This window comes from Bacterioplanoides sp. SCSIO 12839 (assembly GCF_024397975.1).
Taxonomy (GTDB): Bacteria; Pseudomonadota; Gammaproteobacteria; order Pseudomonadales; family Oceanobacteraceae; genus Bacterioplanoides.
The window spans coordinates 946,978-972,063 of the sequence record NZ_CP073745.1 but is presented as its reverse complement, the minus strand read 5'-3'; the positions used below and the strand labels follow the sequence as shown (position 1 = coordinate 972,063).

At 47.2% G+C, this 25,086-nt stretch carries 25 protein-coding genes; 7 read left to right on the top strand and 18 right to left on the bottom strand.

What is annotated here, in order from left to right:
- Positions 1-84: 84 nt before the first annotated feature.
- Positions 85-468: a glycine cleavage system protein GcvH gene (gene gcvH / locus KFF03_RS04520; protein ID WP_068658004.1), complete on the top strand. Its 384-nt coding sequence runs from the start codon at positions 85-87 to the stop codon at positions 466-468.
- A gap of 102 nt (positions 469-570) precedes the next feature.
- On the top strand, positions 571-3,483 hold the full coding sequence (gene gcvP, locus KFF03_RS04515; protein ID WP_255859177.1) for an aminomethyl-transferring glycine dehydrogenase: 2,913 nt from the start codon (positions 571-573) through the stop codon (positions 3,481-3,483).
- A gap of 68 nt (positions 3,484-3,551) precedes the next feature.
- On the opposite strand, the gene ptuB is transcribed toward gcvP, so the two are convergent.
- The 5 genes from ptuB to KFF03_RS04490 all read right to left on the bottom strand — a co-directional run bounded on the left by ptuB (position 3,552) and on the right by KFF03_RS04490 (position 7,698).
- Positions 3,552-4,211 carry a retron Ec78 anti-phage system effector HNH endonuclease PtuB gene (ptuB, locus tag KFF03_RS04510; RefSeq protein ID WP_255859175.1) on the bottom strand — a complete coding sequence of 220 codons (660 nt, stop codon included), beginning with the start codon at positions 4,209-4,211 and terminating at the stop codon, positions 3,552-3,554.
- A 25-nt stretch (positions 4,212-4,236) separates the two neighbouring features.
- A complete protein-coding gene (ptuA, locus tag KFF03_RS04505; protein WP_255859174.1) occupies positions 4,237-5,829 on the bottom strand; it encodes a retron Ec78 anti-phage system effector ATPase PtuA in 1,593 nt (530 codons plus the stop codon).
- Positions 5,822-6,754 (bottom strand): retron St85 family RNA-directed DNA polymerase, encoded by a 933-nt coding sequence (locus KFF03_RS04500; RefSeq protein ID WP_255859173.1) that lies wholly within the window; start codon positions 6,752-6,754, stop codon positions 5,822-5,824. Before KFF03_RS04500 ends, ptuA begins: the two co-directional genes overlap by 8 nt.
- A 413-nt stretch (positions 6,755-7,167) precedes the next feature.
- On the bottom strand, positions 7,168-7,422 hold the full coding sequence (locus KFF03_RS04495) for a Txe/YoeB family addiction module toxin (RefSeq protein WP_255859171.1): 255 nt from the start codon (positions 7,420-7,422) through the stop codon (positions 7,168-7,170).
- Positions 7,423-7,443: 21 nt separating this feature from the next.
- A complete protein-coding gene (locus KFF03_RS04490) occupies positions 7,444-7,698 on the bottom strand; it encodes a type II toxin-antitoxin system Phd/YefM family antitoxin (RefSeq protein WP_255859170.1) in 255 nt (84 codons plus the stop codon).
- Between the two features lie 212 nt (positions 7,699-7,910).
- Between KFF03_RS04490 and KFF03_RS04485 the strand changes: the two genes are divergently transcribed.
- The gene (locus KFF03_RS04485; protein ID WP_255859168.1) at positions 7,911-8,336 is read left to right on the top strand and encodes a BLUF domain-containing protein; all 426 of its coding nucleotides are present in this window, start codon (positions 7,911-7,913) and stop codon (positions 8,334-8,336) included.
- Positions 8,337-8,352: 16 nt separating this feature from the next.
- Here the strand turns inward: KFF03_RS04485 and KFF03_RS04480 are convergent, their stop codons facing one another.
- From KFF03_RS04480 to KFF03_RS04450, 7 genes are all read right to left on the bottom strand, one after another.
- Positions 8,353-8,715, bottom strand: a complete 363-nt coding sequence (locus KFF03_RS04480) for a hypothetical protein (protein ID WP_255859167.1) — start codon at positions 8,713-8,715, stop codon at positions 8,353-8,355.
- 159 nt (positions 8,716-8,874) lie between these two features.
- A complete protein-coding gene (gene trpC, locus KFF03_RS04475) occupies positions 8,875-9,675 on the bottom strand; it encodes an indole-3-glycerol phosphate synthase TrpC (protein WP_255859165.1) in 801 nt (266 codons plus the stop codon).
- Between the two features lie 14 nt (positions 9,676-9,689).
- Positions 9,690-10,736 carry an anthranilate phosphoribosyltransferase gene (gene trpD, locus KFF03_RS04470; protein WP_255859164.1) on the bottom strand — a complete coding sequence of 349 codons (1,047 nt, stop codon included), beginning with the start codon at positions 10,734-10,736 and terminating at the stop codon, positions 9,690-9,692.
- Positions 10,737-10,750: 14 nt separating this feature from the next.
- On the bottom strand, positions 10,751-11,335 hold the full coding sequence (locus KFF03_RS04465) for an aminodeoxychorismate/anthranilate synthase component II (RefSeq protein WP_255859162.1): 585 nt from the start codon (positions 11,333-11,335) through the stop codon (positions 10,751-10,753).
- Positions 11,336-11,346: 11 nt separating this feature from the next.
- Positions 11,347-12,834 carry an anthranilate synthase component I gene (trpE, locus tag KFF03_RS04460; protein ID WP_255859161.1) on the bottom strand — a complete coding sequence of 496 codons (1,488 nt, stop codon included), beginning with the start codon at positions 12,832-12,834 and terminating at the stop codon, positions 11,347-11,349.
- Between the two features lie 244 nt (positions 12,835-13,078).
- Entirely contained in the window at positions 13,079-13,732 is a 654-nt protein-coding gene (locus KFF03_RS04455; RefSeq protein WP_255859160.1) for an HAD family phosphatase, read from the bottom strand.
- Between the two features lie 50 nt (positions 13,733-13,782).
- Positions 13,783-14,307 carry an opioid growth factor receptor-related protein gene (locus KFF03_RS04450; protein ID WP_255859159.1) on the bottom strand — a complete coding sequence of 175 codons (525 nt, stop codon included), beginning with the start codon at positions 14,305-14,307 and terminating at the stop codon, positions 13,783-13,785.
- A 174-nt stretch (positions 14,308-14,481) separates the two neighbouring features.
- Between KFF03_RS04450 and KFF03_RS04445 the strand changes: the two genes are divergently transcribed.
- Positions 14,482-14,829, top strand: a complete 348-nt coding sequence (locus KFF03_RS04445; protein ID WP_255859158.1) for an HPF/RaiA family ribosome-associated protein — start codon at positions 14,482-14,484, stop codon at positions 14,827-14,829.
- Positions 14,830-14,897: 68 nt separating this feature from the next.
- Here the strand turns inward: KFF03_RS04445 and KFF03_RS04440 are convergent, their stop codons facing one another.
- From KFF03_RS04440 to bioB, 5 genes are all read right to left on the bottom strand, one after another.
- Positions 14,898-16,688 carry an acyl-CoA dehydrogenase C-terminal domain-containing protein gene (locus KFF03_RS04440; protein WP_255859157.1) on the bottom strand — a complete coding sequence of 597 codons (1,791 nt, stop codon included), beginning with the start codon at positions 16,686-16,688 and terminating at the stop codon, positions 14,898-14,900.
- Between the two features lie 163 nt (positions 16,689-16,851).
- Positions 16,852-18,657 carry an acyl-CoA dehydrogenase C-terminal domain-containing protein gene (locus tag KFF03_RS04435; RefSeq protein WP_255859155.1) on the bottom strand — a complete coding sequence of 602 codons (1,806 nt, stop codon included), beginning with the start codon at positions 18,655-18,657 and terminating at the stop codon, positions 16,852-16,854.
- Positions 18,658-18,922: 265 nt separating this feature from the next.
- Entirely contained in the window at positions 18,923-19,777 is an 855-nt protein-coding gene (locus tag KFF03_RS04430) for a putative metalloprotease CJM1_0395 family protein (protein ID WP_255859154.1), read from the bottom strand.
- A 27-nt stretch (positions 19,778-19,804) separates the two neighbouring features.
- Positions 19,805-20,056: a hypothetical protein gene (locus KFF03_RS04425; protein ID WP_255859152.1), complete on the bottom strand. Its 252-nt coding sequence runs from the start codon at positions 20,054-20,056 to the stop codon at positions 19,805-19,807.
- 157 nt (positions 20,057-20,213) lie between these two features.
- Entirely contained in the window at positions 20,214-21,275 is a 1,062-nt protein-coding gene (bioB, locus tag KFF03_RS04420; RefSeq protein WP_255859150.1) for a biotin synthase BioB, read from the bottom strand.
- Between the two features lie 357 nt (positions 21,276-21,632).
- Here bioB and KFF03_RS04415 point away from each other — a divergent pair, with 357 nt between their 5' ends.
- Genes KFF03_RS04415 through KFF03_RS04405 form a run of 3 tightly spaced genes read left to right on the top strand, consistent with a single transcriptional unit; the run spans position 21,633 to position 23,607 of the window.
- Positions 21,633-22,094: a ComF family protein gene (locus KFF03_RS04415; RefSeq protein ID WP_255859148.1), complete on the top strand. Its 462-nt coding sequence runs from the start codon at positions 21,633-21,635 to the stop codon at positions 22,092-22,094.
- Between the two features lie 27 nt (positions 22,095-22,121).
- Positions 22,122-23,111: a serine/threonine protein kinase gene (locus KFF03_RS04410; RefSeq protein WP_255859146.1), complete on the top strand. Its 990-nt coding sequence runs from the start codon at positions 22,122-22,124 to the stop codon at positions 23,109-23,111.
- Positions 23,112-23,121: 10 nt separating this feature from the next.
- A complete protein-coding gene (locus KFF03_RS04405; protein WP_255859144.1) occupies positions 23,122-23,607 on the top strand; it encodes an outer membrane beta-barrel protein in 486 nt (161 codons plus the stop codon).
- A gap of 107 nt (positions 23,608-23,714) precedes the next feature.
- Here KFF03_RS04405 and KFF03_RS04400 read toward each other — a convergent pair whose 3' ends face one another.
- On the bottom strand, positions 23,715-25,082 hold the full coding sequence (locus KFF03_RS04400) for a DUF1329 domain-containing protein (protein ID WP_255859143.1): 1,368 nt from the start codon (positions 25,080-25,082) through the stop codon (positions 23,715-23,717).
- Between the last annotated feature and the right edge of the window lie 4 nt (positions 25,083-25,086).

The following is a 25,086-nucleotide window of genomic DNA, read 5'->3' as shown; positions in this document are numbered from 1 at the left end:
GACGCGTCAGATTATTTTCTGCCGCGTCTTTATCCACCAACTTAATACGAACTTAAAAAGCGTCAGACCGTACGGAGAAAACTGATGAGCAATATCCCTACAGAATTAAAATACGTTGCATCCCACGAGTGGCTGCGTAAAGAAGAAGACGGCACCATCACTGTTGGTGTTACCGACTTCGCACAAGAACAGCTGGGCGACGTAGTATTCGTTGAGCTGCCAGAAGTGGGCACCGAAGTTGCCGCTGACGATGACATCGCAGTTGTTGAGTCTGTAAAAGCCGCTTCCGACATCTACGCACCCATCTCTGGTGAAATCGTAGCGATCAACGAAGACCTGGTAGACGCTCCGGAAAAAGTAAACGAAGACCCATACGGCGAAGCCTGGTTCTTCAAGATCAAGCCAGCGAACGAAGGCGATTACGACGGCCTGCTGACTGCTGATCAATACGAAGCTGAGTGCAACTAATACCTTAGGTATCTGAGTTTCCGTAAATATCAAAAGCCTCGGCCTTGCTTCTGCACAACCGGGGCTTTTTCTTTTCTGACATAAAGACGTACGAGACATCCCATGACCACATTGTCTTTAAACACTCACACCTTGAAAGACTTGGAACAACGCGACAACTTTGTTGGCCGCCATATTGGTTCCGACGGCGCTGGCATTGATCACAGCGAAGAAAACGCCATGCTGCAAAGCATTGGTGCTGACTCTCTGGACGCACTGACCGCAGAAATTGTACCGGCTGATATTCTTCAGGAGCCATTCCTGGATATCGCTGACAGCCGCACCGAGTTTGAAGCCCTGAACTACCTCAAGTCTCTGGCTGCAAAAAACAAGGTCTTTAAAAGCTACATCGGCATGGGTTACCACGACACCATTATTCCACCGGTGATCCTGCGTAACGTGATGGAAAACCCGGGTTGGTACACGGCGTACACGCCTTACCAGCCGGAAATCGCACAGGGTCGTCTGGAATCTCTGCTGAACTTCCAGCAAATGGTAATCGACTTCACCGGTATGGAACTGGCTAACGCCTCCCTGCTGGACGAAGGTACTGCCGCGGCGGAAGCCATGGCAATGATCAAACGATCCGTACGTAAGAACAAATCCAACACCTTCTACCTGGATGAAAACTGCCTGCCACAAACCATCGACGTGGTGAAAACCCGTGCCGAAGCATTCGGTTGGGACGTACAGGTAGGTCCTGCGGCTGAAGCAGCCAACGCCGATGTATTCGGTGCGCTGCTCCAGTACCCGGGCGTAGACGGTGAAGTGATCGATCTGACTGATGTGATTGCGGCTCTGCACGAAAAGAACGCCATGGCAGCGGTTGCTTCCGACCTGATGGCGTTGATCATGCTGAAAGCACCAGGCGAAATGGGCGCCGACATCGTACTGGGTAACGCCCAGCACTTCGGTGTACCAATGGGCTTTGGTGGCCCGCACGCTGCGTTCTTCGCCACTAAAGACAGCTTCAAGCGTTCGATTCCTGGCCGTATTATCGGTGTTTCGATCGACGCTCAGGGCAAACCTGCGCTGCGTATGGCGCTGCAAACCCGTGAACAGCATATCCGTCGTGAGAAAGCCAATTCCAACATCTGTACTGCTCAGGTGCTGCTGGCAAACCTGTCTGCGTTCTACGCGGTTTACCACGGTCCTAAAGGTCTGCAAACCATCGCTGGTCGCATCCACCGCCTGACCGATATTCTAGCGAAAGGCTTGCAAAGCAAAGGTATCGAGATTACCAACAACCAGTGGTTCGACACCTTAACCGTGAAAGTGGCTGACCGTGATGCGGTTCTGGCACGTGCTGAATCCGCTGAACTGAACCTGCGTATCGACGCTAACACTCTGGGTGTGACCCTGAGTGAGAAGACTTCTGCCGAAGACGTTGCTGAACTGTTCGACGTAATCATTGGCGAAGGCCACGGCCTGGACGTTTACGCACTGGACGCTGACATCGTCGCCAACGGCAGCACCAGCATCGCAGCAAACGTTACCCGTAATACTGAATTCCTGACTCACCCGACCTTCAACAGCCATCACACTGAACATGAGATGCTGCGTTACATGAAGCGTCTGGAGTCAAAAGACCTGGCAATGAACCACAGCATGATCACGCTGGGTTCTTGTACCATGAAGCTGAACGCCACCACCGAAATGATTCCGGTCACCTGGCCTGAATTCGGCAATATCCACCCGTTCGCGCCTCAGTCTCAGACTGAAGGCTACGAGCAGATGATTGCTGAGCTGGACGACTACCTGAAACAAGCGACTGGCTTACCGGCTATTTGTATGCAGCCGAACTCCGGTGCACAGGGTGAATACGCGGGTCTGTTAGCGATTAAGAAATACCACGAGAGCCGTGGCGAAGGCCACCGTAACGTGTGCCTGATTCCTCGCTCTGCCCACGGCACTAACCCGGCATCAGCGCAAATGGCCTCTATGCGTGTGGTTGTGACCGACTGTGATGAAGACGGCAACGTTGATTTCGCCGACCTGAAAGCCAAAGCGGAAGAGCTGGGCGATCAACTGTCTTGCTTAATGCTGACCTACCCATCGACCCACGGTATTTATGAAGAAGGCGTCCGTGAAATCTGCGACCTGATTCATGAGCACGGCGGCCAGGTATACATGGATGGCGCTAACCTGAACGCTCAGGTAGGCATCACCTCACCGGGTCATATCGGTGCTGACGTAACCCACATGAACCTGCACAAAACCTTCGCGATCCCACACGGTGGTGGTGGCCCGGGTATGGGTCCGATTGGTGTGGCAGCACACCTGGCACCTTTTGTGGCGAACCACGCGGTACGTCCGATCGATAACGAATCCAAAGGTAACGGTGCGGTATCCGCAGCGCCTTACGGTTCTTCTTCGATCCTCAACATCAGCTGGATGTACATTACCCTGATGGGCGGCAACGGCCTGCGTAAAGCGACTCAAACCGCACTGCTGAAAGCCAACTACCTGGCCAAGCGTCTGAGCACGCACTACCCGATTCTGTACTCTGGTCAGAACGGCCGCGTGGCACACGAATGTATTGTTGACCTGCGTCCGATCAAAGCCGAAACCGGTATCACCGAAGTGGATATCGCTAAGCGTCTGATGGACTATGGCTTCCACGCTCCAACCATGTCGTTCCCGGTTGCGGGTACCTTTATGATTGAGCCGACCGAGTCTGAGTCTCAGGCTGAGATTGATCGTTTCGCCGACGCTATGATTGCGATTAAAGGCGAGATTGATGCGGTTGTACGTGGTGAGTTAGACGCGGAAAACAACCCGCTGAAAAACGCACCTCACACGGCTGAAGTGGTTACCGGTGATTGGGAACGTCCTTACTCCCGTGAACTGGCAGCTTATCCGGTTAAAGACCTGGGCGCACATAAATTCTGGCCAAGCGTTGGCCGTATTGATGATGTGTACGGTGACCGTAACCTGATTTGTTCTTGTCCGGCGATTGAGAATTACGAGGACTGATCCTCGTTCTTCTTAAAAACGGAAGACATTAAAAAACTCCGCTAGCTGAGAAGTTAGCGGGGTTTATTTTAAATCATATTAGCGTCAATAATAGACGCTTGAAATTCTTTACCAAAGATAGACTGTTTCAATTGTTGTCGCTTAATGTTTCGCAAACTTTCATCAGATAACTGAAGTATTACTTCTAACTCTTTAGAATAAATTGCTATTTTTTTTCTACGAGCTTGCTTCAAAGTGCCACAATTTAAATTCAACACTCGGATCGTTTCATCAGCCTTCTTCGCATCTCCAGCGCACAAGCCTTCTCTTTTATTTACGGCACCAGATTTATCAAATTGAAGGTATTTCAAAGGGTCTTCTGTATCTGGCTTGATTAGATCGTTAGGATCATAATCCCCAGGGCCACTCTCACCTTCTCTGTCTTTATAGTGACCGCAATGTGGAGCGTTTGTAAGTCCGCAACATCCAAATAAATTAGTCCAATCAAAGGTCATATACTTGTAATGAGCAATACCATTTTTTTCTCCCTTGTGGAAAAAGTGTTCAATATGCCCATTACCTCGCACTGCCTTTGATTCACAGTAACAGCATGTACCGAATTGCATGAGATCAATTTTTTCCCAGATCTTTTTTTTATGGGCCTTGGTTACGTCCTTATCCCATGTATGAATTCGGTAGCTAAATCGCCCTAATACATCAGGTCTTCCAGATCTACTTAACTTTTTCAAAGTACAACCATCCTTGTATAATCTTTTAATCCTCTAAACGCATTTGGGAAATTCGAATATTACTTTCACATTCCTCTACAATAGGATGATCTTCTCCAAAATGCTCTTTAATCTTCAAAAGCATTGACGAATAACGCTCGATGTCATTGCTCCTTAGGTATCCATAGAAAGATTCTACCCATTGAGCTTCTTCTACATTTTCCGGAATTGAAACAGTCCCCATAATCTCTGCCAGAATATCTGAACTTGTGACGCCCTTAGTTTGGAAGTCAGGGGTTTTAGCAACTAGCGCACCAGTTCCATCATCTATAACTTGGCGGATGCACCTCGCCTCTACAGTAGACAGAACTTGAGGACTATGAGTGGTAACTATAAATTGTAAGTTTTCAAAAACGTCTTGAAGGTTTAGTAATACTGATTGTTGCCAAGATGGATGGAGGTGTAGGTCAATTTCATCAATAAATACGATACCTGATGCACTCAGGGGGTTTTCCATATGAGGATTAAGTCCGATCATCTTCAAAGCTAAATCCCCCACCAAAGCCAGCATAACTTGTTGGCCTTTCGATATCTGTGTCACATTGACCGCAACTCCAAAGCTATCAACAATTAGCCTGAGAAAACCAGAACTTCGATCAATACGCAGTGATTTTATACTTGGTACAACCTTCTCAATCGCATCATTCACAAGCTCCAGATTACGAGAGTACTCCTTCGAAAAAGATTTTTCGTATAAGCTAGAGAGTTCTTCTTTCTTTAACTCAAGTCGTTTTACTAATCTGTCTTCTGGATCGACTTCCTCTCCATCATACATATCCGCAATCAAAGATTTTAGATTTTCAATCTCTTCTTGAAGCTTGGAAGTTTCAGAGTTTGAACTCAAGTTGTGAAGCATTATGTACTTTTGAGCAAATTCAGTAGATATATCCTGCTCATTACCGAAGCCTTGATAAGCTTCAAACCGATTACTTCGAATATCTGAATGAAAGGTTTCAAAATTGTGGGCTGATAACTTTGTTGAACTCCTAGTTACGTTGTAATTTGCAAACACAGGAAGGTCTAATTGTTCAAGACCATTAATTAACCTATACACAGACCCTAGGTCTTTTACCTCAACATAATTCCCATCTTTTTTAGCAGGTAAACCTTCGACTGGCTTCGCCACAGAGACATTAAATATGCTATTCCTGTCCAAAATTAGCTTAGCCCTGATTTCCGAAAAATCATCACAATGAACATTAATATCACTATCTAAAATGGTCTTTCCATTAACTTTCTCTCGCTCGATATTGTTAACCAACCAGGAGAGAGATCTAACAACTCCATCTAAAATGGCTGTTTTACCACAACCATTATCACCAACAATGACAGTAATATCGCTCTCAAAAGATATAGAAAACTCTCTTAGCTTCCTAAAATCCTTAAAATCGGCACTTCCTAAAAGACAAGAATTACTTCGAACTATCTTATCCATATCACTAATACATTTACGTATAGTATCCGGATCATCTTCATTCTTAGGATTAATACAGTGCTTATATAACTGATATATCGATTGGAGGTTTCCTTTATTGGCTTTTTTAACCAATTGGAATTTTACCCTATCCTTTCTAGCCATTTTTTATTTCCATTATTTTATCAATGACATCAACGGAGTATTTTTCACCCAGAGACTTTACAAAGTTTGGTTCAACATACTTTGAGAACGACAGTATCCCCTGAAGGTAAGTAACTTCATCATCAGCAGCATTTCCCGAAATAAATTTAAAGACTAGATGTTTGATATATCTTTTTCGATCCCGACCAAGAGATAGCTTCCCTTCATTAGTAATAGTTATGCCAGTCACATGCCTATTATGTGCTTTAGATGAAAATACAGTTTTTCCAGAGTTTACGATAATATTTCTACCAAAAACTCGTTTTAATACAGATTCAACAATACGAGGAACTTGAAACAATATGCCTTTACTTTCTGTTGAAAACGTTAAATCATCGGCATATCTACTATAAATAATTCCATTATCTTCACAGTATTTCGCGATCTCACTATCAAAGAGATACATTATAAAATTCGAAAGATAAGGAGAACTAGGTGCACCAACACTAAGGATCAAACCACGCCTATTAGTTTTCCTCTGATTCCAAAAAAGAAGCTTTTCCATTGTAAAGCGATCAAACTCATCAAAAGCAAGGCCATTGTCTTTACAAACTTTCCAGAATAGAGAATTTGATATTGAATTGAAGAAATTCTCCAAGTCCATCTTTAACAAATACCTGCCATTTCTATGATGATAAGCGTTATCTTTGATGCTTATTCCTTTTCTATATGCCATAGCAGCAGAATGGACGGGGAATTTATCGAGACCGACGAAGATTCTCTGATACTCTTTCAATTCTGCAACAGGTTGCGCAATAATTCGAAATCCAGAGGTTCTCTTCGGTATTTTATAAACTTTGTATTTATTTGGAGCATTTCTTAGGAAAGATAATACTTCCTTTTCTGTTTTTTTTGACTCTCTAGCTATGTTGGCTATTAAGCTCATATCAACGTCCAATAGAAAATAAAACGGCCTAGGGGATCACTCCCCTAAGCCGACTCTTTACTAGAAGGTCGCGAGATATCGAAACCTAAACGAGGAACGAGTTTAGGTTGAGATATCTCGCAACCATAAAGCCGTTCAATAAGTTAGAGTCTGGCTAAACACCCGACTAGACAATTAAGTCCAACACTAAAGAGTAGTTTGAGTCTACCTCAACTTATACACAGCATCAATTTGCAGGCAGTGAATTTCGCCCCAACGCCCGCATCACAGCTTCCGGCTCTTTATCCACAGTACTCAATAGCATCACCAATGGCGAAAATCACTGCCTCTGGGGTTCGCTCCACTCACCCCAGCCTACGAATGTAGCGGTGGTTTAGCGATTAGTAGGTTGGGATACCCAACTTCAACCAAAATTAATAGTGATACCTAAGCTGCGCTATCAGCACAGCACCGTCTTCCACCTTATAAACCAACCGGTGCTCATCATTAATCCGGCGTGACCAATAGCCCATTAAGCCATGCTTTAACGGCTCTGGCTTGCCAGTACCTTCAAACGGTGTGCGTTGAATCTCTTTGATTAATGCATTAATCCGTTTCAGCATTTTCTTATCGGTGGATTGCCAGTAGAGGTAACTTTCCCAGGCTTTGCTGGAGAAGATCAGTTTCATCCTTCGATCCCCAATCTTCAATCAATCTTCGAGTAGAACACGCTCTGCACTCTGCCCACTCTCTAACTCAGCAATCGATTCCAGCAGATTCCGGGCGTTGGCCGGTGAGCGTAACAAATAGGTGGTTTCCTGCATTGCCTGATAGTCTTCCAGAGACATCATCACCACAGGTTCTTCACTCTTGCGGGTAATAATCACCGGAGCATGATCGTTGCAGACCTGTTCCATCGTTTTTGCCAAATTAGCGCGGGCAGCGGTATAGCTGATAGCGTCCATCGTTTCTCCATCGAACCACCAGGCCCGAACCAACACTGTACATTATTCCGTACAGGTTAAATTTTAACCGTATAAAAATCAATCTTTGCATTGTACCAACTAAGTTTGACACGCGGAGCGGGGGAGCCAGATAAGCTGAGCCCTCTTCCCGACTGGCACATCTTTCATGCTGAGCTAAAGTCTGAAGAGACTAAGACCATCTGGAGCCAACTATGCCTCTCGTTCGCCTGATTTATGCCAGCAAAAAGACCGAAGACTGGAACGATTCTGAGTTGGAATCGGTGATTAAAAGCGCTCAGGAGCACAATCACCGCCACCTGGTGACAGGTTGCCTGTGCTTTAACCGGAAGTACTTTATGCAGTGCCTGGAAGGGTCACGTTCTCAGGTCAATCTGATCTACAACCGCATCATCCAGGATAAGCGTCATAAAGAAGTGGAACTGATGTGTTATCAATACATTGATGAGCGTGATTTTGGCGAGTGGGATATGTATTACGTGCCAGATTCTAAGATCACTCAGGAGCTGATTCTTAAGTATTCCGGTGTGAATGATCTGGACCCTTATGCCATGACCAATACCGGGGCGCTACGCTTCCTTAAGGAAGCGGTTGAGCAGACTTCCGGTATTCGCACATAACAGCGGATAACTCGTATTACGCTGAATGTTGCTTTTCATCTCTGGCCGCAGAATAAATTCCGATTGCGGCCAATAGCCCCAACAAAATCCCGGCACAAGAAACAACAAACCCGCCAAACGCATCATGCGAATTCGGCTCCAGACTCATACTGATCTGCATCACCAGACCAAACGTTCCCATAACGCCCAGGCTGGCCACATAACCGATAATACGCCCGGGTTTACCACCGACAGAATGCAGTGCTGCTGCGGTTATCAACCAACCGGAAGACAATAATGCGGGAATAAGTTGAAAGCCCTGAAATAACATTGCCAGCAGCGATAACAGCACTAACACCAAAAATATAACGGAGAGTGTTTTTCTGAAAGTTTTCATCATTCCCTCGCGTGTCAGAAAAAATAGTCAGACAAGAATGATTTCAATATAACAAGTGATGGCGAAAAACGTCAGAGTGAAGAAGTAAAGAAAAGTGGAGAGGTAAAGAAGCGTGGGGAACAAGCGCTGCAAAAGTCACAGCGCTTGTTTCTGGGAGGATGGTCAGAAGAACAGCTTTTGCAGCTCTTCGCCTGGCTCATCTGCACGCATAAAGGCTTCCCCGACCAGAAAAGCATGAACATTGTGGTCACGCATCAACTTCACGTCGTCCGGCACCAGAATACCGCTTTCTGTCACCAGCAAACGATCCGATGGAACGTCTTTTAATAAGCCCAACGTTGTATCTAAGGTCAGCTCAAACGTGTGCAGGTTACGATTATTGATACCTACCAATGGTGTCGACAGTTTTAGTGCGGATTGCAACTCTTCACCGTCATGCACTTCCACCAGCACATCCATTCCCAGCTCTTCTGCTAAGCCAGCCAAATCTTGTAATTGCATATCGCTTAATGCCGAGACGATCAGCAGAATGCAGTCTGCATTCAATATACGTGCTTCGTAAACATGGTATGGGTCGATTAAAAAGTCTTTACGGATCACCGGTAATGAACAGGCATTACGAGCGGCGACCAAATAATCTTCATGACCTTTGAAATAGTCACGATCGGTTAATACCGATAAACAGGCCGCACCGCCTTGCTCGTACGATTCTGCGATTTTTCCCGGAATAAAGTTTTCGCGCAGCACACCTTTGGAAGGAGATGCTTTTTTAATTTCAGAAATAACCGCTGGCAAACCCGCATCCACTTTGGCTTTCATAGAGCGATAAAAACCACGCAGTTCAGATGCATCACGATCTGTTGCTTGCGCTTTAATTTCGGCTAACGGCGCTGTTTTGCTGCGTGCCGCAATCTCCTGTTCTTTTGTCGCCAGGATCTTTTTTAAAATAGTTGGAGTGTTCATTGTGTTCTGCTCTGTTACGCCTGGCCGTCTTCAACAATATAAGTTGAGAAACTCACCAGCTCGAGAATTTTCTCATACGCCATACCGCTGTAGATGGCATCTTCCGCCATATCAACACCGTCTTTAAAGCTGACCGCTAAGCCCGCGACATAAATCGCTGCACCGGCATTAATCGCTAACATATCCGCTGCTTTTTTCGCCGCGTCGCTATCACGCTTACGCAGTGCATTTTTAATTAACGCCAAGCTTTCTTCAGCGCTGTTCACGCTCAGACCAGCTAAGTCCTGACGTTCCAGACCGACATCTTCAGGCTTAATTTCAAACTCGCGAATTTCGCCATTTTTTAATTCGCAGGCGTAAGTTTCCGTCGCCAGAGAAATTTCATCCAGACCGTCTTTGGAATGAACGACCATAATATGACCCGCACCCAAGCGCTGTAATACTTCGGCAACCGGGCGCACTAAGTCTTTACTGAACACACCAATTAACTGGTTTTTCACACCAGCCGGATTGGTCATCGGGCCAAGCACGTTAAAGATGGTACGCAGACCTAACGCTTTACGTGGGCCAATAGCGTGTTTCATGGCACTGTGATGCTGTGGTGCAAACATGAAGCCCACACCCAGTTGATTAATGCATTCAGCAACCTGATCAGAATTTAACGCCAGGTTAACACCCGCCGCTTCTAATAAATCAGCACTGCCTGAGCTGGAAGACACACCACGGTTGCCATGCTTAGCCACATGGCCACCCGCAGCGGCAACAATAAAGGAGGACGCGGTGGACACATTAAACAGATTGGCACCGTCGCCGCCGGTGCCAACAATATCGACTGCATTGTCAGCTTCGACTTTTACACCGCTGGCCAGCTCACGCATAACGGTAACGGCACCCACAATTTCGTCGATGGTTTCACCTTTCATACGCAGCGCAACCAAAAATGCGCCGATTTGAGCGTCGTCACATTCACCGGTCATAATCTGGCGCATAACCGCGGTCATTTCGTCGGTGGTTAAATCCTGCTGCTCAACCACACGGGCCAATGCTTGTTTAATGTCCATGTTTTCTCCCGTGTTTAAATCGTGGTTTTCAGGAAATTGGCCAATAAATCATGGCCATGTTCGGTCAGAATGGATTCCGGGTGGAACTGCACACCTTCAATGGCCAGTTCTTTATGACGCACACCCATAATTTCTTCCATACTGCCATCTTCATTTTCGGTCCAGGCGGTAATTTCCAGACAATCCGGAATGGTGTCTTTATCAATGACCAGCGAGTGATAACGGGTGGCGTTATAGCCTTCGGTTAACCCGGCAAACACACCCGTATTTTTATGGTGAATCGGCGAGGTTTTACCGTGCATCACCCGGCCAGCGCGAATAATATCGCCACCAAATGCCTGACCAATACTCTGATGACCTAAACAAATCCCGAGGATCGGTAATTTACCGGCAAAGTGTTTAATCGCCGCCATCGAAATACCCGCTTCATTCGGGGTGCATGGCCCTGGCGAAATCACTAAATGATCGGGATTTAATGCTTCTATTTGTTCGATGGTAATTTCATCGTTACGGAACACTTTTACATCAGCGCCCAGCTCAGCAAAATACTGAACCACGTTGTAAGTAAACGAGTCGTAATTATCGATCATGACTAACATAATGTGGTCTCCTATTCCTGATCCAGTCCGGCTTCTGCCATGGCCACCGCGCGGAACATCGCACGGCCTTTATTCATGGTTTCTTTCCATTCCAGACGCGGCACAGAGTCCGCTACCACACCGGCGCCAGCCTGAATATTCAGCACACCATCTTTAATCACAGCAGTACGGATCGCAATGGCGGTATCCATATTGCCGTTCCAGCTTAAATAACCCACTGCGCCGCCATAAACACCGCGCTTGGTGGATTCAAATTCATCGATAATTTCCATCGCTCGGATTTTAGGCGCACCACTCAACGTGCCTGCCGGATGCACCGCTCGCAATACGTCCATCGCGGTAATGCCGTCTTTCACTTTACCTTTGACGTTGGAGACAATGTGCATCACATGGCTGTAACGCTCCACGACCATCTGATCGGTCACTTCGACTTCGCCGGTTTGTGCCACACGACCGACATCGTTACGGCCTAAATCAATCAACATCAAATGTTCGGCAATTTCTTTCGGGTCAGCTAATAATTCCGCTTCCAGCGCCTGATCTTCTTCTTCGGTTTGACCACGGTAACGAGTACCAGCGATTGGACGAACCGTTACCTCACCATCTTCTAAGCGTGCCAGAATTTCCGGAGAAGAGCCCACCACATGAAAATCGCCTAAATTCAGGCAATACATATAAGGAGAAGGGTTTAATGTGCGTAACGCGCGGTAAATATTCACCGGGTCGCCGGAATACGGCACCTGCATTCGCTGAGAAATTACGCACTGCATAATGTCACCGGATAACACATATTCTTTGATGTTATCCACTGCATCCATAAATTCCTGTTCACCAAACATAGAACGGAAATCACTTTCGGCGACATTTTTAGGTTCCGCCAGCGGCTGACCAATATCACCCTGGTAGGGTGTACGAATTTGCTGACGCAGTTGTTCAATGCGTTGCTCGGCTTTTTCCAGAGCATTTTCAACCGCAGGATTAGCCATCACAATTAAATGCAGCTTACCGCTGAGATTATCGAAAACCACCACTTCTTCCGACACCATCAATAAAATATCCGGCGTCTGCAGATCGTCTTTCGGGCAGCTTGCCTTTAATTTAGGCTCAATATAACGAATGGTGTCATAGCCAAAATAACCCACTAAACCGCCGTCAAATTTTGGCAGGCCGTCCAGTGTTGGCACCTTAAACTGCTGCTGAAATTCGCTGATGTATTGCAGCGGATCTTCCACCTCGAACTGTTCGACGATGTTACCGTCTTTTTCGATCTGGATTTGCTGACCATACACTTTCAGGATTTCACGGCATGGCAAACCAATAATGGAGTAACGCCCCCATTTTTCACCACCCTGAACCGACTCAAGTAAGTAGGTATAAGGCTGAGCAGCCAGCTTAAGAAACGTTGTTAACGGCGTATCCAGGTCAGCCAGTACCTGGCGTGCGACCGGTATACGGTTATAGCCCTGTTCAACCAGGGTCTGGAATTGTTGCGGTGTCATATAAAACCTTTGGAGACTCGTTTGGTTAACACGGTGGCAGCCGATTTTCAGGCACAGATCCACATCACAGAAAAAGTGACTGCGTTAATACCATCGCTGGGTCAGATGCTGACCCTGCTGTAACGGGCGGTTGTATTGGAAAAACACCGCGATCTCCGATAATCAGGGGAAATGTGATTGGGTGGTGAAACTATACCAGATAAGGCGCTTGCGACAAGCGTCAATCAGCTGGCAATGGGCATAATCAATTACGCCAATCGAGACAGGGCCAATGACGTTGCAGCGCCATATCCCGCAGCGCTTCATTTGGATTTAACACAACGGGCTGTGCGACTTTTTCAAGTAACGGGGCATCGGAGTGACTGTCGGTATAAAAAGCGGCATGACTAAAATCCAGCCCCCGATCAGCAAGAAACTGACGCGCCAGTTCTACTTTTCCTTCGCCGTAACACATGGGTTGCTGCAGCCCCAGAATTTCTCCCGACTTCTCCCACAAGCGATTACTGATGACATGTGGAATACCCAATTCTTTGGCGTACGCTCTGGCAACGACGTCATCAGAGCCAGTAATCATGACCAGTTCGGTTCCCTGACGCTTATAAGCAAACAATAAAGACGCGGCCTGTGGGTAAATATGGAAATTGCCACGTTCGGTGAAGAACTCGTCAACCCGTTGCTGGTACTCTGACAGGGTCATGCCCCGCGTTCGGGTGCGATAATAGTTAGATAAGCGAGAATGAGTGACGCTGCCTTTTTTATAGGCACGGTACAGCGAAGCCAAGGCCTGCATGGCTTCAACCATCGCCCAACGCTCGCGCTTAAAGCGCCATTTAATCCAAAGGCTGTTCGCATCTTTATTAATCAGAGAATCATCGAGATCAAAAAAGACAACAGGCAAATCATATACCCGCATCCGCAACGCTCGTTAATAATGAGCCGTGAAGACTATCACAGGCTATCATCAACCCCCAATGCAGCAAGACGCCAATGGGTCAGAGTGGCCGAAGAAATGCATTGCGGATACGCCACTGCGAGCTGTTCCAACCCTTGCCATAAGGCACTGGCGTGCGTGTCCATACCAAATAACTTCAGCGATGCAATAATGCGAGTTAAACGCTTGTGGTTATGGTTATCCGGCGTCATCCAGTGAAACTGAGCTACGTCATCAGGCACCAACAACTCAAAGCCTTGAGGGGTTTCCCGCAATAACACGCCATAAAACTCCAGCATGCGTAACAGTGAACGATGAAGTTCTAACTGCAGGTCATGATCCAATCGAAATGCCTCCGCCACAGCATCAGAAACGACGGGCGCTTCGGGGTTATAAGCGCTGAGGCTGGTCAGTGGGAATAACCACTGAATATAGTCATGACAGCTCTCAAGCTCATTATCAGAGAAAGCCAGAATTCCAGAAAGTGTCCTGCCACGATGGTCGGTGTTCTGGCCCGAATAAAAGGCGATCAGAGGATGCATAATGTGCTCGCAAGGTCCGTGTTACATCTCAGTATAGACAGAAACCAGGAGTTGCCCGCCTGCTCAAAACAAAACTACTGGAACTTCTGGTGCGTTATAAATAGTTGACCTAAGGCATGGTCATCCGTCGCTGAATCATCCATTCTTAAAACGGACTTAACAAAAGGAGCGACCATGAAAGGTTTGGAAATCAGCTTTCGCGACATCGAACATTCAGACGGTATTGAGCAAACCATTCGGGAAAAATCAGGCAAACTCACCTCCACATTTGATGACATCACGGGTATCCGGGCGGTTGTTGCTATGCCACACAACCACAGCAACAAAGGTAAGCTGGCGCATGTATCACTGGAAATCGGCTTGCCGGGTGAGACGGTAGCCATCACAAATGACAATCACGACAACACCGACCATGAAGATATGTATGTTGCGGTACGTGACGCGTTTGACAAAGCACAACGAAAAATCCGCAAAATCCACGACAAGCGTGTCGACAAAAACCGGCGTGCAGCCACGGTATAAGCAAACAGCAGACACAAAAAAAGCCACCCGAAGGTGGCTTTTTTTGTGTCTGAGATTCAGAAACGCAATTAAGCCGTTTCGAACATCTCTTCTTCCAGCTCGAACAATGGCTCAGAACCGCCTTTTACAGCAGCAGTCAGACCAATGTAACGTGGCAGCAGACGCTTAACGTAGAAGCGTGCCGTCGATACTTTCGCTTTGTAGAACTTGTCGTCTTGCTTATCCAATGCAACAGACGCCATTTTTGCCCACATGTAAGCCAGAGCGGTATAACCAAATACCATCAGGTATTCAACGGATGCTGCACCAATCTCGTTTGGATTGTTCTGAGCACGATCGATAACCCATTGAGTCAGGTCGTTCAGATTTTCCAGAGCGGCTTTCAGAGGCTCGATAAACTCAGCCATCGCTTCGTTACCCGCTTGTGTTGCAACAAAGTCATTCACATCCTGTTCAAACAGTTTGTAGAATGCACCGTTGTTACCAACGACTTTACGACCCATCAGATCCAGTGCCTGAATGCCGTTAGTACCTTCGTAAATCTGGGTAATACGGATATCACGAACGTGCTGCTCCTGACCCCATTCACGAATAAAGCCATGACCACCGAAGACTTGCTGACCAGCAATCGCTGATTCCAGTGCATTGTCTGTCAGGAACGCTTTAGCAACTGGAGTTAACAGTGCCAGCATCGCATCTGCGTGTTTTTTCTGATCAGCATCATCAGAGAACTTAGCAATATCTAACCACTTAGCCACGTAAGTGGAGAATGCACGGCCACCTTCTGTGAAAGCACGGGAAGTCAGCAGCATGCGACGTACATCAGGGTGTACGATGATTGGGTCAGCTGCTTTATCTTTCGCCTGAGCACCCGTTGGCGCACGAGACTGAATACGGTCACGAGCGTATTCAACAGCGTTCTGGTAAGACGCTTCTGCCGCACCGATACCCTGGATACCAACACCCAGACGCTCGTAGTTCATCATAGTGAACATTGCTGCCAGACCCTGGTTTTCTGCACCAACCAGCCAGCCTTTTGCACCGTCAAAGTTCATTACACAAGTAGCAGAACCTTTAATACCCATTTTGTGTTCGATAGAACCACAGCCCATGGTGTTACGCTCACCCAGAGAACCGTCTTCGTTCACCAGGAACTTAGGTACTAAGAACAGAGAAATACCTTTAGGGCCTGCTGGTGCATCCGGCAGTTTTGCCAGTACCAGGTGGATGATGTTCTCAGCCATGTCGTGCTCGCCCCAAGTAATAAAGATCTTGGTGCCAGTTACATCAAATGAACCGTCAGCGTTAGGAGCTGCTTTGGTACGGATAATACCCAGGTCAGTACCCGCGTGTGGTTCGGTCAGATCCATCGCACCAGCCCATACACCGGAGTACATGTTTGGCAGATACTTTTCTTTCAGCTCCTGAGAACCATGAGCATTCAGAGATAAACAGGCACCTGCCGTCAGCATTGGCGCCAGGCCAAATGCCATGTTTGAGCCCTGAACCATTTCTTCCATCTGGCCTACCAGAGTTTTTGGCATACCCATGCCACCAAACTCAGGGTTACCACCCAGGCCGTTCAAACCTGCTTCAATATATGTCTGATAAGCTTCTTTGAACCCTGGAGCAGCGGTTACTTCGCCGTCTTTCCAGGTAGAGCCTTGCTCATCACCTTCACGGTTGATAGGTGCCAGAACCTGGCTGGCAATTTTGCCACACTCTTCCAGGATCGCTTCAGCGGTTTCTACATCCACCACACCTTCCAGACCAGCCAACGAACTCCACAGTTTGTCAGCTTCAAAAACCTCGTTCAGGACAAAGCGCATGTCGCGCAATGGTGCCTTATATTCTGCCATGATTCACCTCGTGTAGATTGTTCGTTTGTCATTGGCTCCAGCGACGCCAATCAACAAAACGCCGCTATTGTAACGGCTGAAATCAAATTGCCTATACCCAAATGCAAAAAACCGCGCAGACACATCAATGTGTTGCGCGGTTTTTCGTCATAATCTGAGCAGATTAGAATGCAAAGTGTTCTGCATCCAGATCCATCAGAGTGTCAGAACCTGCAACCATGGTCGCTGCATGAGAAGCAGTACGAGGCAGGATGCGGGTGAAGTAGAAACGAGCGGTTGTCAGCTTGGCTTTGTAGAAATCTTCTTCTGTAGTGCCAGCCGCCAGAGCGTCTTGTGCCGCTTTAGCCATCTTAGCCCACAGGAACGCCAGCGTTACGTAGCCAGAGTACATCAGGTAATCTACAGAAGCAGAACCAACTTCGTCACGATCTTTCATAGCGTTCATGCCAATCTTCATGGTCAGATCGCCCCACTCTTTGTTCAGCTTAACCAGTGGCTCAACGAACTGCGCCATGGCTTCGTTTTCTGCATTTTCTTTGCAGAAAGTGTGAACAATCTTAGTGAAGTTCTTCAGGCTTTGACCCTGAGTCATCAGTACTTTACGGCCTAGCAGGTCAAGTGCCTGGATACCGGTAGTACCTTCATAGATGGTAGAGATCTTAGCGTCACGTACCAGCTGCTCCATACCCCACTCAGCGATGAAACCGTGACCACCAAATACCTGAACACCCAGGTTAGTGGCTTCGTAACCAGTTTCAGTCAGGAATGCTTTAGCGATTGGCGTCAGGAAGCCCAACAGTTCATCGGCAGCTTTTTTCTCTTCTTCAGAGTTGCCTTTATGAACGATGTCATTTTGCAGTGCAGTCAGGTAAACCAGTGCACGACCACCTTCAGCAAATGCTTTCTGAGTCAGCAGCATTTTACGAACGTCTGGGTGAACGATGATTGGGTCAGCTGCTTTCTCTGGTGCCTTAGGACCAGTCAGAGAACGCATCGCCAGACGGTCTTTGGCGTATGCCAGAGCACCCTGGAAAGAACCTTCAGCCGCAGTAACACCCTGCAGAGCAGTACCGATACGAGCGGTGTTCATAAAGGTGAACATGCAGTTCAGACCTTTGTTCTCAGGGCCAATCAGGAAACCTTTAGCGCCATCGAAGTTCATCACACAAGTAGAGTTACCGTGGATACCCATTTTGTGCTCGATAGAACCACACACAACGTCGTTGCGATCCGCTACCGCGCCATCCGCAGAAACGTTGAACTTAGGAACGATGAACAGAGAAATACCTTTGGTACCTTCTGGTGCACCTGGCAGACGAGCCAGAACGATGTGCACAATGTTCTCAGCCATGTCGTGTTCACCGGCAGAGATAAAGATTTTAGTACCAGAGATAGAGTAAGAACCGTCAGCATTTGGCTCAGCTTTGGTTTTCAGAATACCCAGGTCAGAACCACAGTGAGGTTCGGTCAGACACATGGTACCAGTCCACTCACCACTTACTAATTTCGTAAGATAAGTATCTTTCTGCTCTTGAGTACCCCAAGAAGAGATGGTGTTCATTGCACCGTGAGACAGACCCGGGTACATGCCCCAAGACCAGTTAGCAGTACCAACCATCTCAGAGATAACGTTGCTCAGAGACTCTGGCAGGCCTTGACCACCCACTTCTTCGTCGTGAGACAGTGTTGGCCAACCGCCTTCAACAAACTGCTGGTAAGCTTCTTTAAAGCCAGTAGGAGTCGTTACAGAGCCATCTTCGTGACGAGTACAGCCTTCTTCGTCACCAACACGGTTCAGAGGAGCAATTACATTTTCACAGAATTTAGCACCTTCAGTAAGAATGGCATCAACCATCTCTGGAGTAGCGTTTTCAGCATAAGCTGGCAGGCTGGCGTAATGACCTGGCACATCCAACACTTCGTCCATAACGAACTTAATTTCACGCAGGGGAGCTTTATACTCTGGCATAGCGACTGACCTCTTTGCCTAAATCTAATCTTGCAGCTTCATGCTGCTGGTTATTAATGCGATAGTTTCAAAACTATCTTTTTTCAAACAAGTGTTTGAAACATACGTTCGCCTATCCTCAATGTCAAGCCTGAGCAGCATAGCAATCACAGACTTTTTTCTTCGAAGTACGGCAAAAGAAAGAACAAAGGAAAAGATCATTAATGCCAGAAGTGACATTCAGGACAGATTTATTGGAGAGTAAAGGCGCTGAAGACCAGCAGTATCAGGCAACTGCGTTGATAAGGTCGCCAGCTTTGGGGGAATCCGGAACAGAGATATCCAGTAAAAATTCATTAATGCGGCGCATTCGGGCATTTTGTTCAGAGAAGACTTCTGACACAGGCACCTTATCTTCTGAATCAGAAGCTGTTGCTTCTTGTTTTTCTTTTTCCTCCTCAGCCTGCTTCTGCTCTTGCGATGTTTGCTCAGCGGAGTCAGCGCGTAATTCACGTTGCTGACTACTGATTTCAGCCCGCGCCTCAGCGGCCTGTTGTGCTGCCAGAGCCGCTACCTGTCGATCTTGAGAAGAAGGTTCTGCCGGAGCCAAAGCAGCACGCTGAACCTGTTGCATTTTTTCCAGCGTCGCCTGAGGATCTCCGGGAATCACACCCACATCAATGGGCACTTCTCCCGCCACCGCATAACGCACACCATCCGGGCCACGCTGGTAGGTGTAACTAGGGGTTCCGGCCAATTGACCACCTACAGCAGCATGAGCGGCTTCGTGTGCTTTGACTTCGGCATCACGGCTTTTTAACTGGCGAATCTGAGCAAGATCAGCTTCCTGTTGCTTTTGTTCTGCTCTTTCCTGACGTGATTCGCGCTCTTGGCGAATATCACTTCTTGAGCTGTCTGTATCTTCAGGAGATGAATCATCTGTTTGAGTTGCTTGAGGAGCAGCTGAGTCACGCTCACTGGCACGGCGTCCGGCATCACTGATGGACACCTCTTCAACCGGAGCAAAAGCAACCGAGTCGTTATTTTCAGCGCCATCAACACCAGACACAGCAGAACCGGCGGTGATATTGACCGATACCGCTGATGCTGAAGTCTGATTATTATTGGTCGCTATTTGCATAGTGCTCTCGTCTGAGACCGTGCTCTATCAAGCCTGCACGTCAATGATGGAACCCAGTGTTCTGTCCGCTGCCTGCAGGACTTTGGCATTTGCTTCGACAGAACGTTCACCTTGTTTCAGATCTGTTGCCGCTTCAGCCAATTTGTCCGCACCTTCGACCGGGCGCTCTGTTGTTGCATCCACAACATCCTGAGCCGCACGACGTACTTGATCGGTGCCTTGACTAATGCCAGCCGAAGCCGTTGTAAACGCTGAACCGGCCGTTGAACCTATATTCATAACAAGCTCCTGTTTAACACCACTATCGACACCCATTTCGGGTGACTTTAAAAATCACTGTTTATATTTTAAACAGCAAAAAACACAGAAGCCAGCTTATCGCTGGCTTCTGTTAGATTGAAAAATTATATCGCTAAAGTTTTGCGTAATTGGCCGGTCAACTCGCGGCTGCATCATAAAACATGGCATTGGGATCGGATTTCGCTGCTGGCTTAAGAATCTCGTCCAGCTCCTTAGGCTGCTTTGTCACCTTGTGATCAGAATTAATACCTAATTTGCGGAACAGATCCTGATCTTTGTTCGCCGCCGGGTTCGGTGTCGTCAGCAGGCACTCGCCATAGAAGATAGAGTTGGCGCCCGCAAAGAAACACATGGACTGCATTTCTTCCGTCATTTCTTCACGGCCAGCACTTAAACGCACATGAGACTTTGGCATCATAATTCTGGCAACAGCAATGGAGCGAACAAAATCCAGAGGATCAAGATCACCTTCGGCTTCCAGTGGTGTACCTGCCACTTTCACCAGCTGGTTGATGGGTACAGAGTCCGGATGTTGCGGTAAGTTGGCTAACTGAACCAATAACCCGGCACGGTCTTTCTGTTGCTCACCCATGCCCAAAATGCCTCCAGAGCATACTTTCATGCCGGCATCACGGACGTTTTGCAACGTCTCCAAACGGTCAGAATAGGTACGGGTAGTAATGATATCGCCGTAGAACTCAGGCGAGGTATCCAGATTATGGTTGTAATAATCTAAGCCGGCATCGGCTAAACGCTGGGATTTGTCTTCATCCAGCATGCCTAATGTCATACAGGTTTCCATTCCCAGATCTTTCACACCTTTAACCATCGCCAGAACATAAGGCATATCTTTTTCACGAGGTGAGCGCCAGGCTGCCCCCATACAAAATCGATCAGAGCCTGCGGCTTTTGCCGCTTTGGCTTTTTCGATTACCGCTTCGACTTCCATCAGCTTTTCTTTTTCAAGCTTGGTGTCGTAACGAGCACTTTGCGGGCAATAAGCACAATCTTCCGGACAAGCACCGGTTTTAATAGAGAGTAAAGTGCTGACCTGTACCTGGTTCGGGTCGAAGTGTTGACGATGGATGCTATGAGCCTGGAACAATAAGTCATTCATTGGCAAGTTCAACAGCGCTTCAACTTCTGCCACCGTCCAGTCATGACGTAATCCATTCTGTTTTTCAGCCAACTGACCCATACCCAAATCCCAATCACCGTAAATAATAGTTATCGATTCATACTAATTAACCTCGGGACGCGGTCAACTTTGAAAACAATAACAGGGAACATTAGTGCATTTTTTAAACAGCTGTTAAATTCATACCAGATTTGTGAACTTTGTCTGCAACCAACAAATCAATCGTTATTTATCTGCCAATTGTGCCAGGAACAATTACCAATCCTGCATTCCCCATGCTCTCAGTGCTCCGAAGAGTTGTTCAACAGTTCCATCGCACACCAACGCTGTGGCCAATGCCAGACTAACCCGCCGGCATTTGACTATACGATTTGTCAGTATCGTTATCAGCCCCCCGTCAGTCATTGGATTCTTAAAATGAAAGATAAACGACAGTTTATCTGGGCAGAAAAAATCGCGGCACTTATGATTGCCAACTCACCAACATCGCTTGAGAATGTGGATTGTTTGACGTTTATTCCATCTCACACCGCACGCTTACTGTATCGCGGCTTTAACCCTGCCGAGCTGCTTGCCCGAGCAATCAGTCATCACTTCCAGATTCCGTTAAAAGCCGACTTGCTAATAAAAACCGGTGGTAAAGATCAAAGGCAGCTCAATCGGCAACAGAGACGAACTAATTTGCGCAAAAGTCTGAGCAGCACCCATGCAAACCTGAGCGGGCAACATATTTTGATTATTGATGATGTGATGACCACAGGCGCGACTTTAGAAGTCGCTGCATCTTTGCTGAAACGACAGGGAGCAGGTTTAGTTGGCGCATGGACATTTGCCCGAACCCCAAAACTCAACAAATCAATACTGTTTCCGGCATACTAGCGTCCTTATTTTCAGTAGTTAACCATTATGTCTGATCACCCTTATAGTCGGCTGACGCCTGAAGCCGTTATGGATGCCGTCGAATCCCTTGGCTTTTTGTGTGATGCCCGAACCTTTGCATTAAACAGTTATGAAAATCGGGTCTATCAGGTCGGTATCGAGGAAGACGATCCGCTCATTGTGAAGTTTTATCGCCCAGGGCGCTGGAGCAAAGCCTGCATTCAGGAAGAACATGACTTCTTGTTGGAGCTTCAACAACAAGAGCTGCCGGTTATTGCACCGTTACAAAGGAACGGAAAAACTCTGTTTGAGTTTGACGGCTTTTATTTTTCAGTATTCCCCAGACAAGGCGGGCATGCTCCCGAAATCAGTAATGATGACGATCTGGAGTTATTGGGTCGCTGGCTCGGCCGCCTGCATTTAATTGGAGAGCAGCACAGCTTTACACATCGCCCCCGGATTTCAGGCGTTGCTGACCTTGAGCTGGCTGCCCAGCAGGTCTTGTCCAGTGACATCATGCCGAGTGACTATATTCCCGCTTATACATCCTTAATTAAAGATTTGTGCGCTGAAATTCAGCACGCATATATCCCATCGGAAATAACCCATATCCGATTGCATGGCGACCTGCACAGCGGCAATTTATTATTGCGCAATGACTGTTTACACCTGGTCGACTTTGATGACTGCTTAACTGGCCCGGCCATGCAGGATATCTGGATGTTGTTAAGTGGTGAGCGTCATGAACAACAGCAACAGCTTGCAGTGATCAGCGAAGGCTATGAACTGTTCAGGCCCTTCCCGGCGTACGAGCTACCACTTGTTGAATCCTTACGAACGCTACGAATAGCTCGATACGCAGCCTGGTTATGCCTGCGCTGGAATGACCCGGCGTTCCCTGAAGCATTCCCGTGGCTAACCAGCCATCAGTTCTGGTCGCAACATACCTTATCGTTACGAGAACAACTCGCGGCACTCAGAGAACCTGCGTTACAACTGCCAAACTTTAATTGTTGAGGAGATTACAATGAAAAAAATATTATGCGTCAGCTTGTTACTGACCACGACTTGCCTACACGCAGAACAACCATCTTTGGATATCAGCAAACTCTATGTTGGTGCCAATTTGACCCATAATGTAATCGACTCACCTTTTGGTGGCCGTGATCTGGATGCCAATGGCGTTGGCTTGTTCGCGGGTTATGAATTCGATAACGATATGGATCAGATCAATACTTATCTGGAAGTCGGCTACAGCCAAACGGATGACTTTTTTGATAACGAAGATATTAATGGTCTGTGGGTATCGGGCTTGTTGCAGAAAACTCTGCCAGAAATTGACCCTCGTTTGTCTGTTCTGGCACGTTTAGGTCTGGACTTTGGTGATGATGATGGATTATTCCTTGGAGCTGGCGGCGCTTTTCAGTTAACACCACACTTTTCTATGCGCGCGGAATACATCAACAAAGATGCAACAACCGTGTATCAGTTAGGTGGCGTTATCCACTTCTGAATAGCCTAAGAAAAACTAGGGCACCTCCGAATAATTCAGAGGTACCCTAGCCCCCATAAAAAAACGGATGCCGAGGCATCCGTTTTTTTGTTTCATCAACCAGTCTGTTAACGACGACCTGAGCGACGTAATGCAGCTGGGGTATAGTCTTTCGAATTACGCTCGAAACCAAATTTATAAGAGCTGTCTTCTTCGTTATCCAGACCCATAACTAAATAACGACCAGAGTTTAGATCATACAGAGTTTCAACAGCGTACCAAGGTACTTTCGCATCGTAGAACATCAGGTTATGTGCTTCTGCCACACGCCACAGCTCACCACGACCATCGAAGTGATCAATAGCTGATGCCTGCCAGGTATCTTCATCAATATAGAATACACGCTTGCCATAGATGTGACGCTTGCCATCTTTCAGGGTCGCTTCAACTTTCCACACACGGTGTAATTCATAACGAGTCAGGTCCTGATTAATATGACCAGCCTGAATGATCTCATCATATTTAACGTTTTCACTGTTCAGCTTGTAAGCATTGTATGGGATATACAATTCTTGCTTGCCTATCAGTTTCCAGTCGTAACGATCCGGTGCACCATTGTACATATCGAAGTTATCGGAAGTACGCATGCCATCAGATGCTGTACCCGGGCCATCGTAAGCGACCTGAGGAGCACGACGAACACGACGCTGACCGGCATTGTAAACCCAGGCTTTACGTGGTTCTTTTACTTGGTCCAGTGTTTCGTGAACCAACAGTACGTTACCTGCCAGACGTGCCGGAGAAACAACATCCTGTTTGAAGTAGAACAAAACGTTGCTGTCTTTTGATGGATCAAAGTCTTTCAGTTTATTGCGGAAAGTAAACTCATCCTTAAAACGAACCAGCTGATAATCACCATTTGCCTGTGGTGTCGCCTGACCCGCGATACGAGTCACCGAGCCACCACGGTAACGCACGATGTGGTTCCAGATGACTTCCAGGCCGGTAGAAGGAATTGGGAAAGCCACACCTTCCACGTAGTTTTCCATGCCATTACCACCGGCAATCAAACTGGTCTCAACCGCATTCTTTTTATTTACTTCGTAGATTTTATCCGGGTAGCCCGATGAACGACGCGTTTCGTACACCGGCATACGATAGGTTTCCGGATACTTTTCAAACATCGCCTTCTGACCATCGGTCAACTTGTCAGCATATTCTTTGTAATTCGCCGCGGTTATTTCAAACTTAGGCTTATCATTCGGGAACGGATCAACCAGGCGATCATCCCCCTGGGTGAAACCAGCCGGAAATTCGGTGATACCACCTGTCCATGCAGGAATGTCTCCACCATTACCAGCCATCTCAGCACCCATAGGTGTCAGAGATTTACCCAATTCCGCCGCTTTTTCCGGAGTAACAGCTGCGTTAGCTGCAGTAACCATCAGGGACAGCGCAATTGCGCTGCCTAAGGTTTTATACTGTTGTTTTAACATGGTT

Bases quoted from the DNA above. Each gene is read 5' to 3' on its own strand.
- KFF03_RS04435 (WP_255859155.1), bottom strand. From the start codon at position 18,657: ATGCCAGAGTATAAAGCTCCCCTGCGTGAAATTAAGTTCGTTATGGAC.
- KFF03_RS04495 (WP_255859171.1), bottom strand. From the start codon at position 7,422: ATGAAACTGATCTTCTCCAGCAAAGCCTGGGAAAGTTACCTCTACTGG.
- KFF03_RS04405 (WP_255859144.1), top strand. From the start codon at position 23,122: ATGAAAAAAATATTATGCGTCAGCTTGTTACTGACCACGACTTGCCTA.
- ptuA (WP_255859174.1), bottom strand. From the start codon at position 5,829: ATGGCTAGAAAGGATAGGGTAAAATTCCAATTGGTTAAAAAAGCCAAT.
- KFF03_RS04500 (WP_255859173.1), bottom strand. From the start codon at position 6,754: ATGAGCTTAATAGCCAACATAGCTAGAGAGTCAAAAAAAACAGAAAAG.
- KFF03_RS04445 (WP_255859158.1), top strand. From the start codon at position 14,482: ATGAAAGGTTTGGAAATCAGCTTTCGCGACATCGAACATTCAGACGGT.
- KFF03_RS04415 (WP_255859148.1), top strand. From the start codon at position 21,633: ATGAAAGATAAACGACAGTTTATCTGGGCAGAAAAAATCGCGGCACTT.
- KFF03_RS04450 (WP_255859159.1), bottom strand. From the start codon at position 14,307: ATGCATCCTCTGATCGCCTTTTATTCGGGCCAGAACACCGACCATCGT.
- KFF03_RS04440 (WP_255859157.1), bottom strand. From the start codon at position 16,688: ATGGCAGAATATAAGGCACCATTGCGCGACATGCGCTTTGTCCTGAAC.
- KFF03_RS04485 (WP_255859168.1), top strand. From the start codon at position 7,911: ATGCCTCTCGTTCGCCTGATTTATGCCAGCAAAAAGACCGAAGACTGG.
- KFF03_RS04490 (WP_255859170.1), bottom strand. From the start codon at position 7,698: ATGGACGCTATCAGCTATACCGCTGCCCGCGCTAATTTGGCAAAAACG.
- KFF03_RS04425 (WP_255859152.1), bottom strand. From the start codon at position 20,056: ATGAATATAGGTTCAACGGCCGGTTCAGCGTTTACAACGGCTTCGGCT.
- KFF03_RS04465 (WP_255859162.1), bottom strand. From the start codon at position 11,335: ATGTTAGTCATGATCGATAATTACGACTCGTTTACTTACAACGTGGTT.
- bioB (WP_255859150.1), bottom strand. From the start codon at position 21,275: ATGGGTCAGTTGGCTGAAAAACAGAATGGATTACGTCATGACTGGACG.
- trpD (WP_255859164.1), bottom strand. From the start codon at position 10,736: ATGGACATTAAACAAGCATTGGCCCGTGTGGTTGAGCAGCAGGATTTA.
- trpC (WP_255859165.1), bottom strand. From the start codon at position 9,675: ATGAACACTCCAACTATTTTAAAAAAGATCCTGGCGACAAAAGAACAG.
- KFF03_RS04410 (WP_255859146.1), top strand. From the start codon at position 22,122: ATGTCTGATCACCCTTATAGTCGGCTGACGCCTGAAGCCGTTATGGAT.
- KFF03_RS04480 (WP_255859167.1), bottom strand. From the start codon at position 8,715: ATGATGAAAACTTTCAGAAAAACACTCTCCGTTATATTTTTGGTGTTA.
- gcvH (WP_068658004.1), top strand. From the start codon at position 85: ATGAGCAATATCCCTACAGAATTAAAATACGTTGCATCCCACGAGTGG.
- gcvP (WP_255859177.1), top strand. From the start codon at position 571: ATGACCACATTGTCTTTAAACACTCACACCTTGAAAGACTTGGAACAA.
- KFF03_RS04400 (WP_255859143.1), bottom strand. From the start codon at position 25,082: ATGTTAAAACAACAGTATAAAACCTTAGGCAGCGCAATTGCGCTGTCC.
- trpE (WP_255859161.1), bottom strand. From the start codon at position 12,834: ATGACACCGCAACAATTCCAGACCCTGGTTGAACAGGGCTATAACCGT.
- KFF03_RS04430 (WP_255859154.1), bottom strand. From the start codon at position 19,777: ATGCAAATAGCGACCAATAATAATCAGACTTCAGCATCAGCGGTATCG.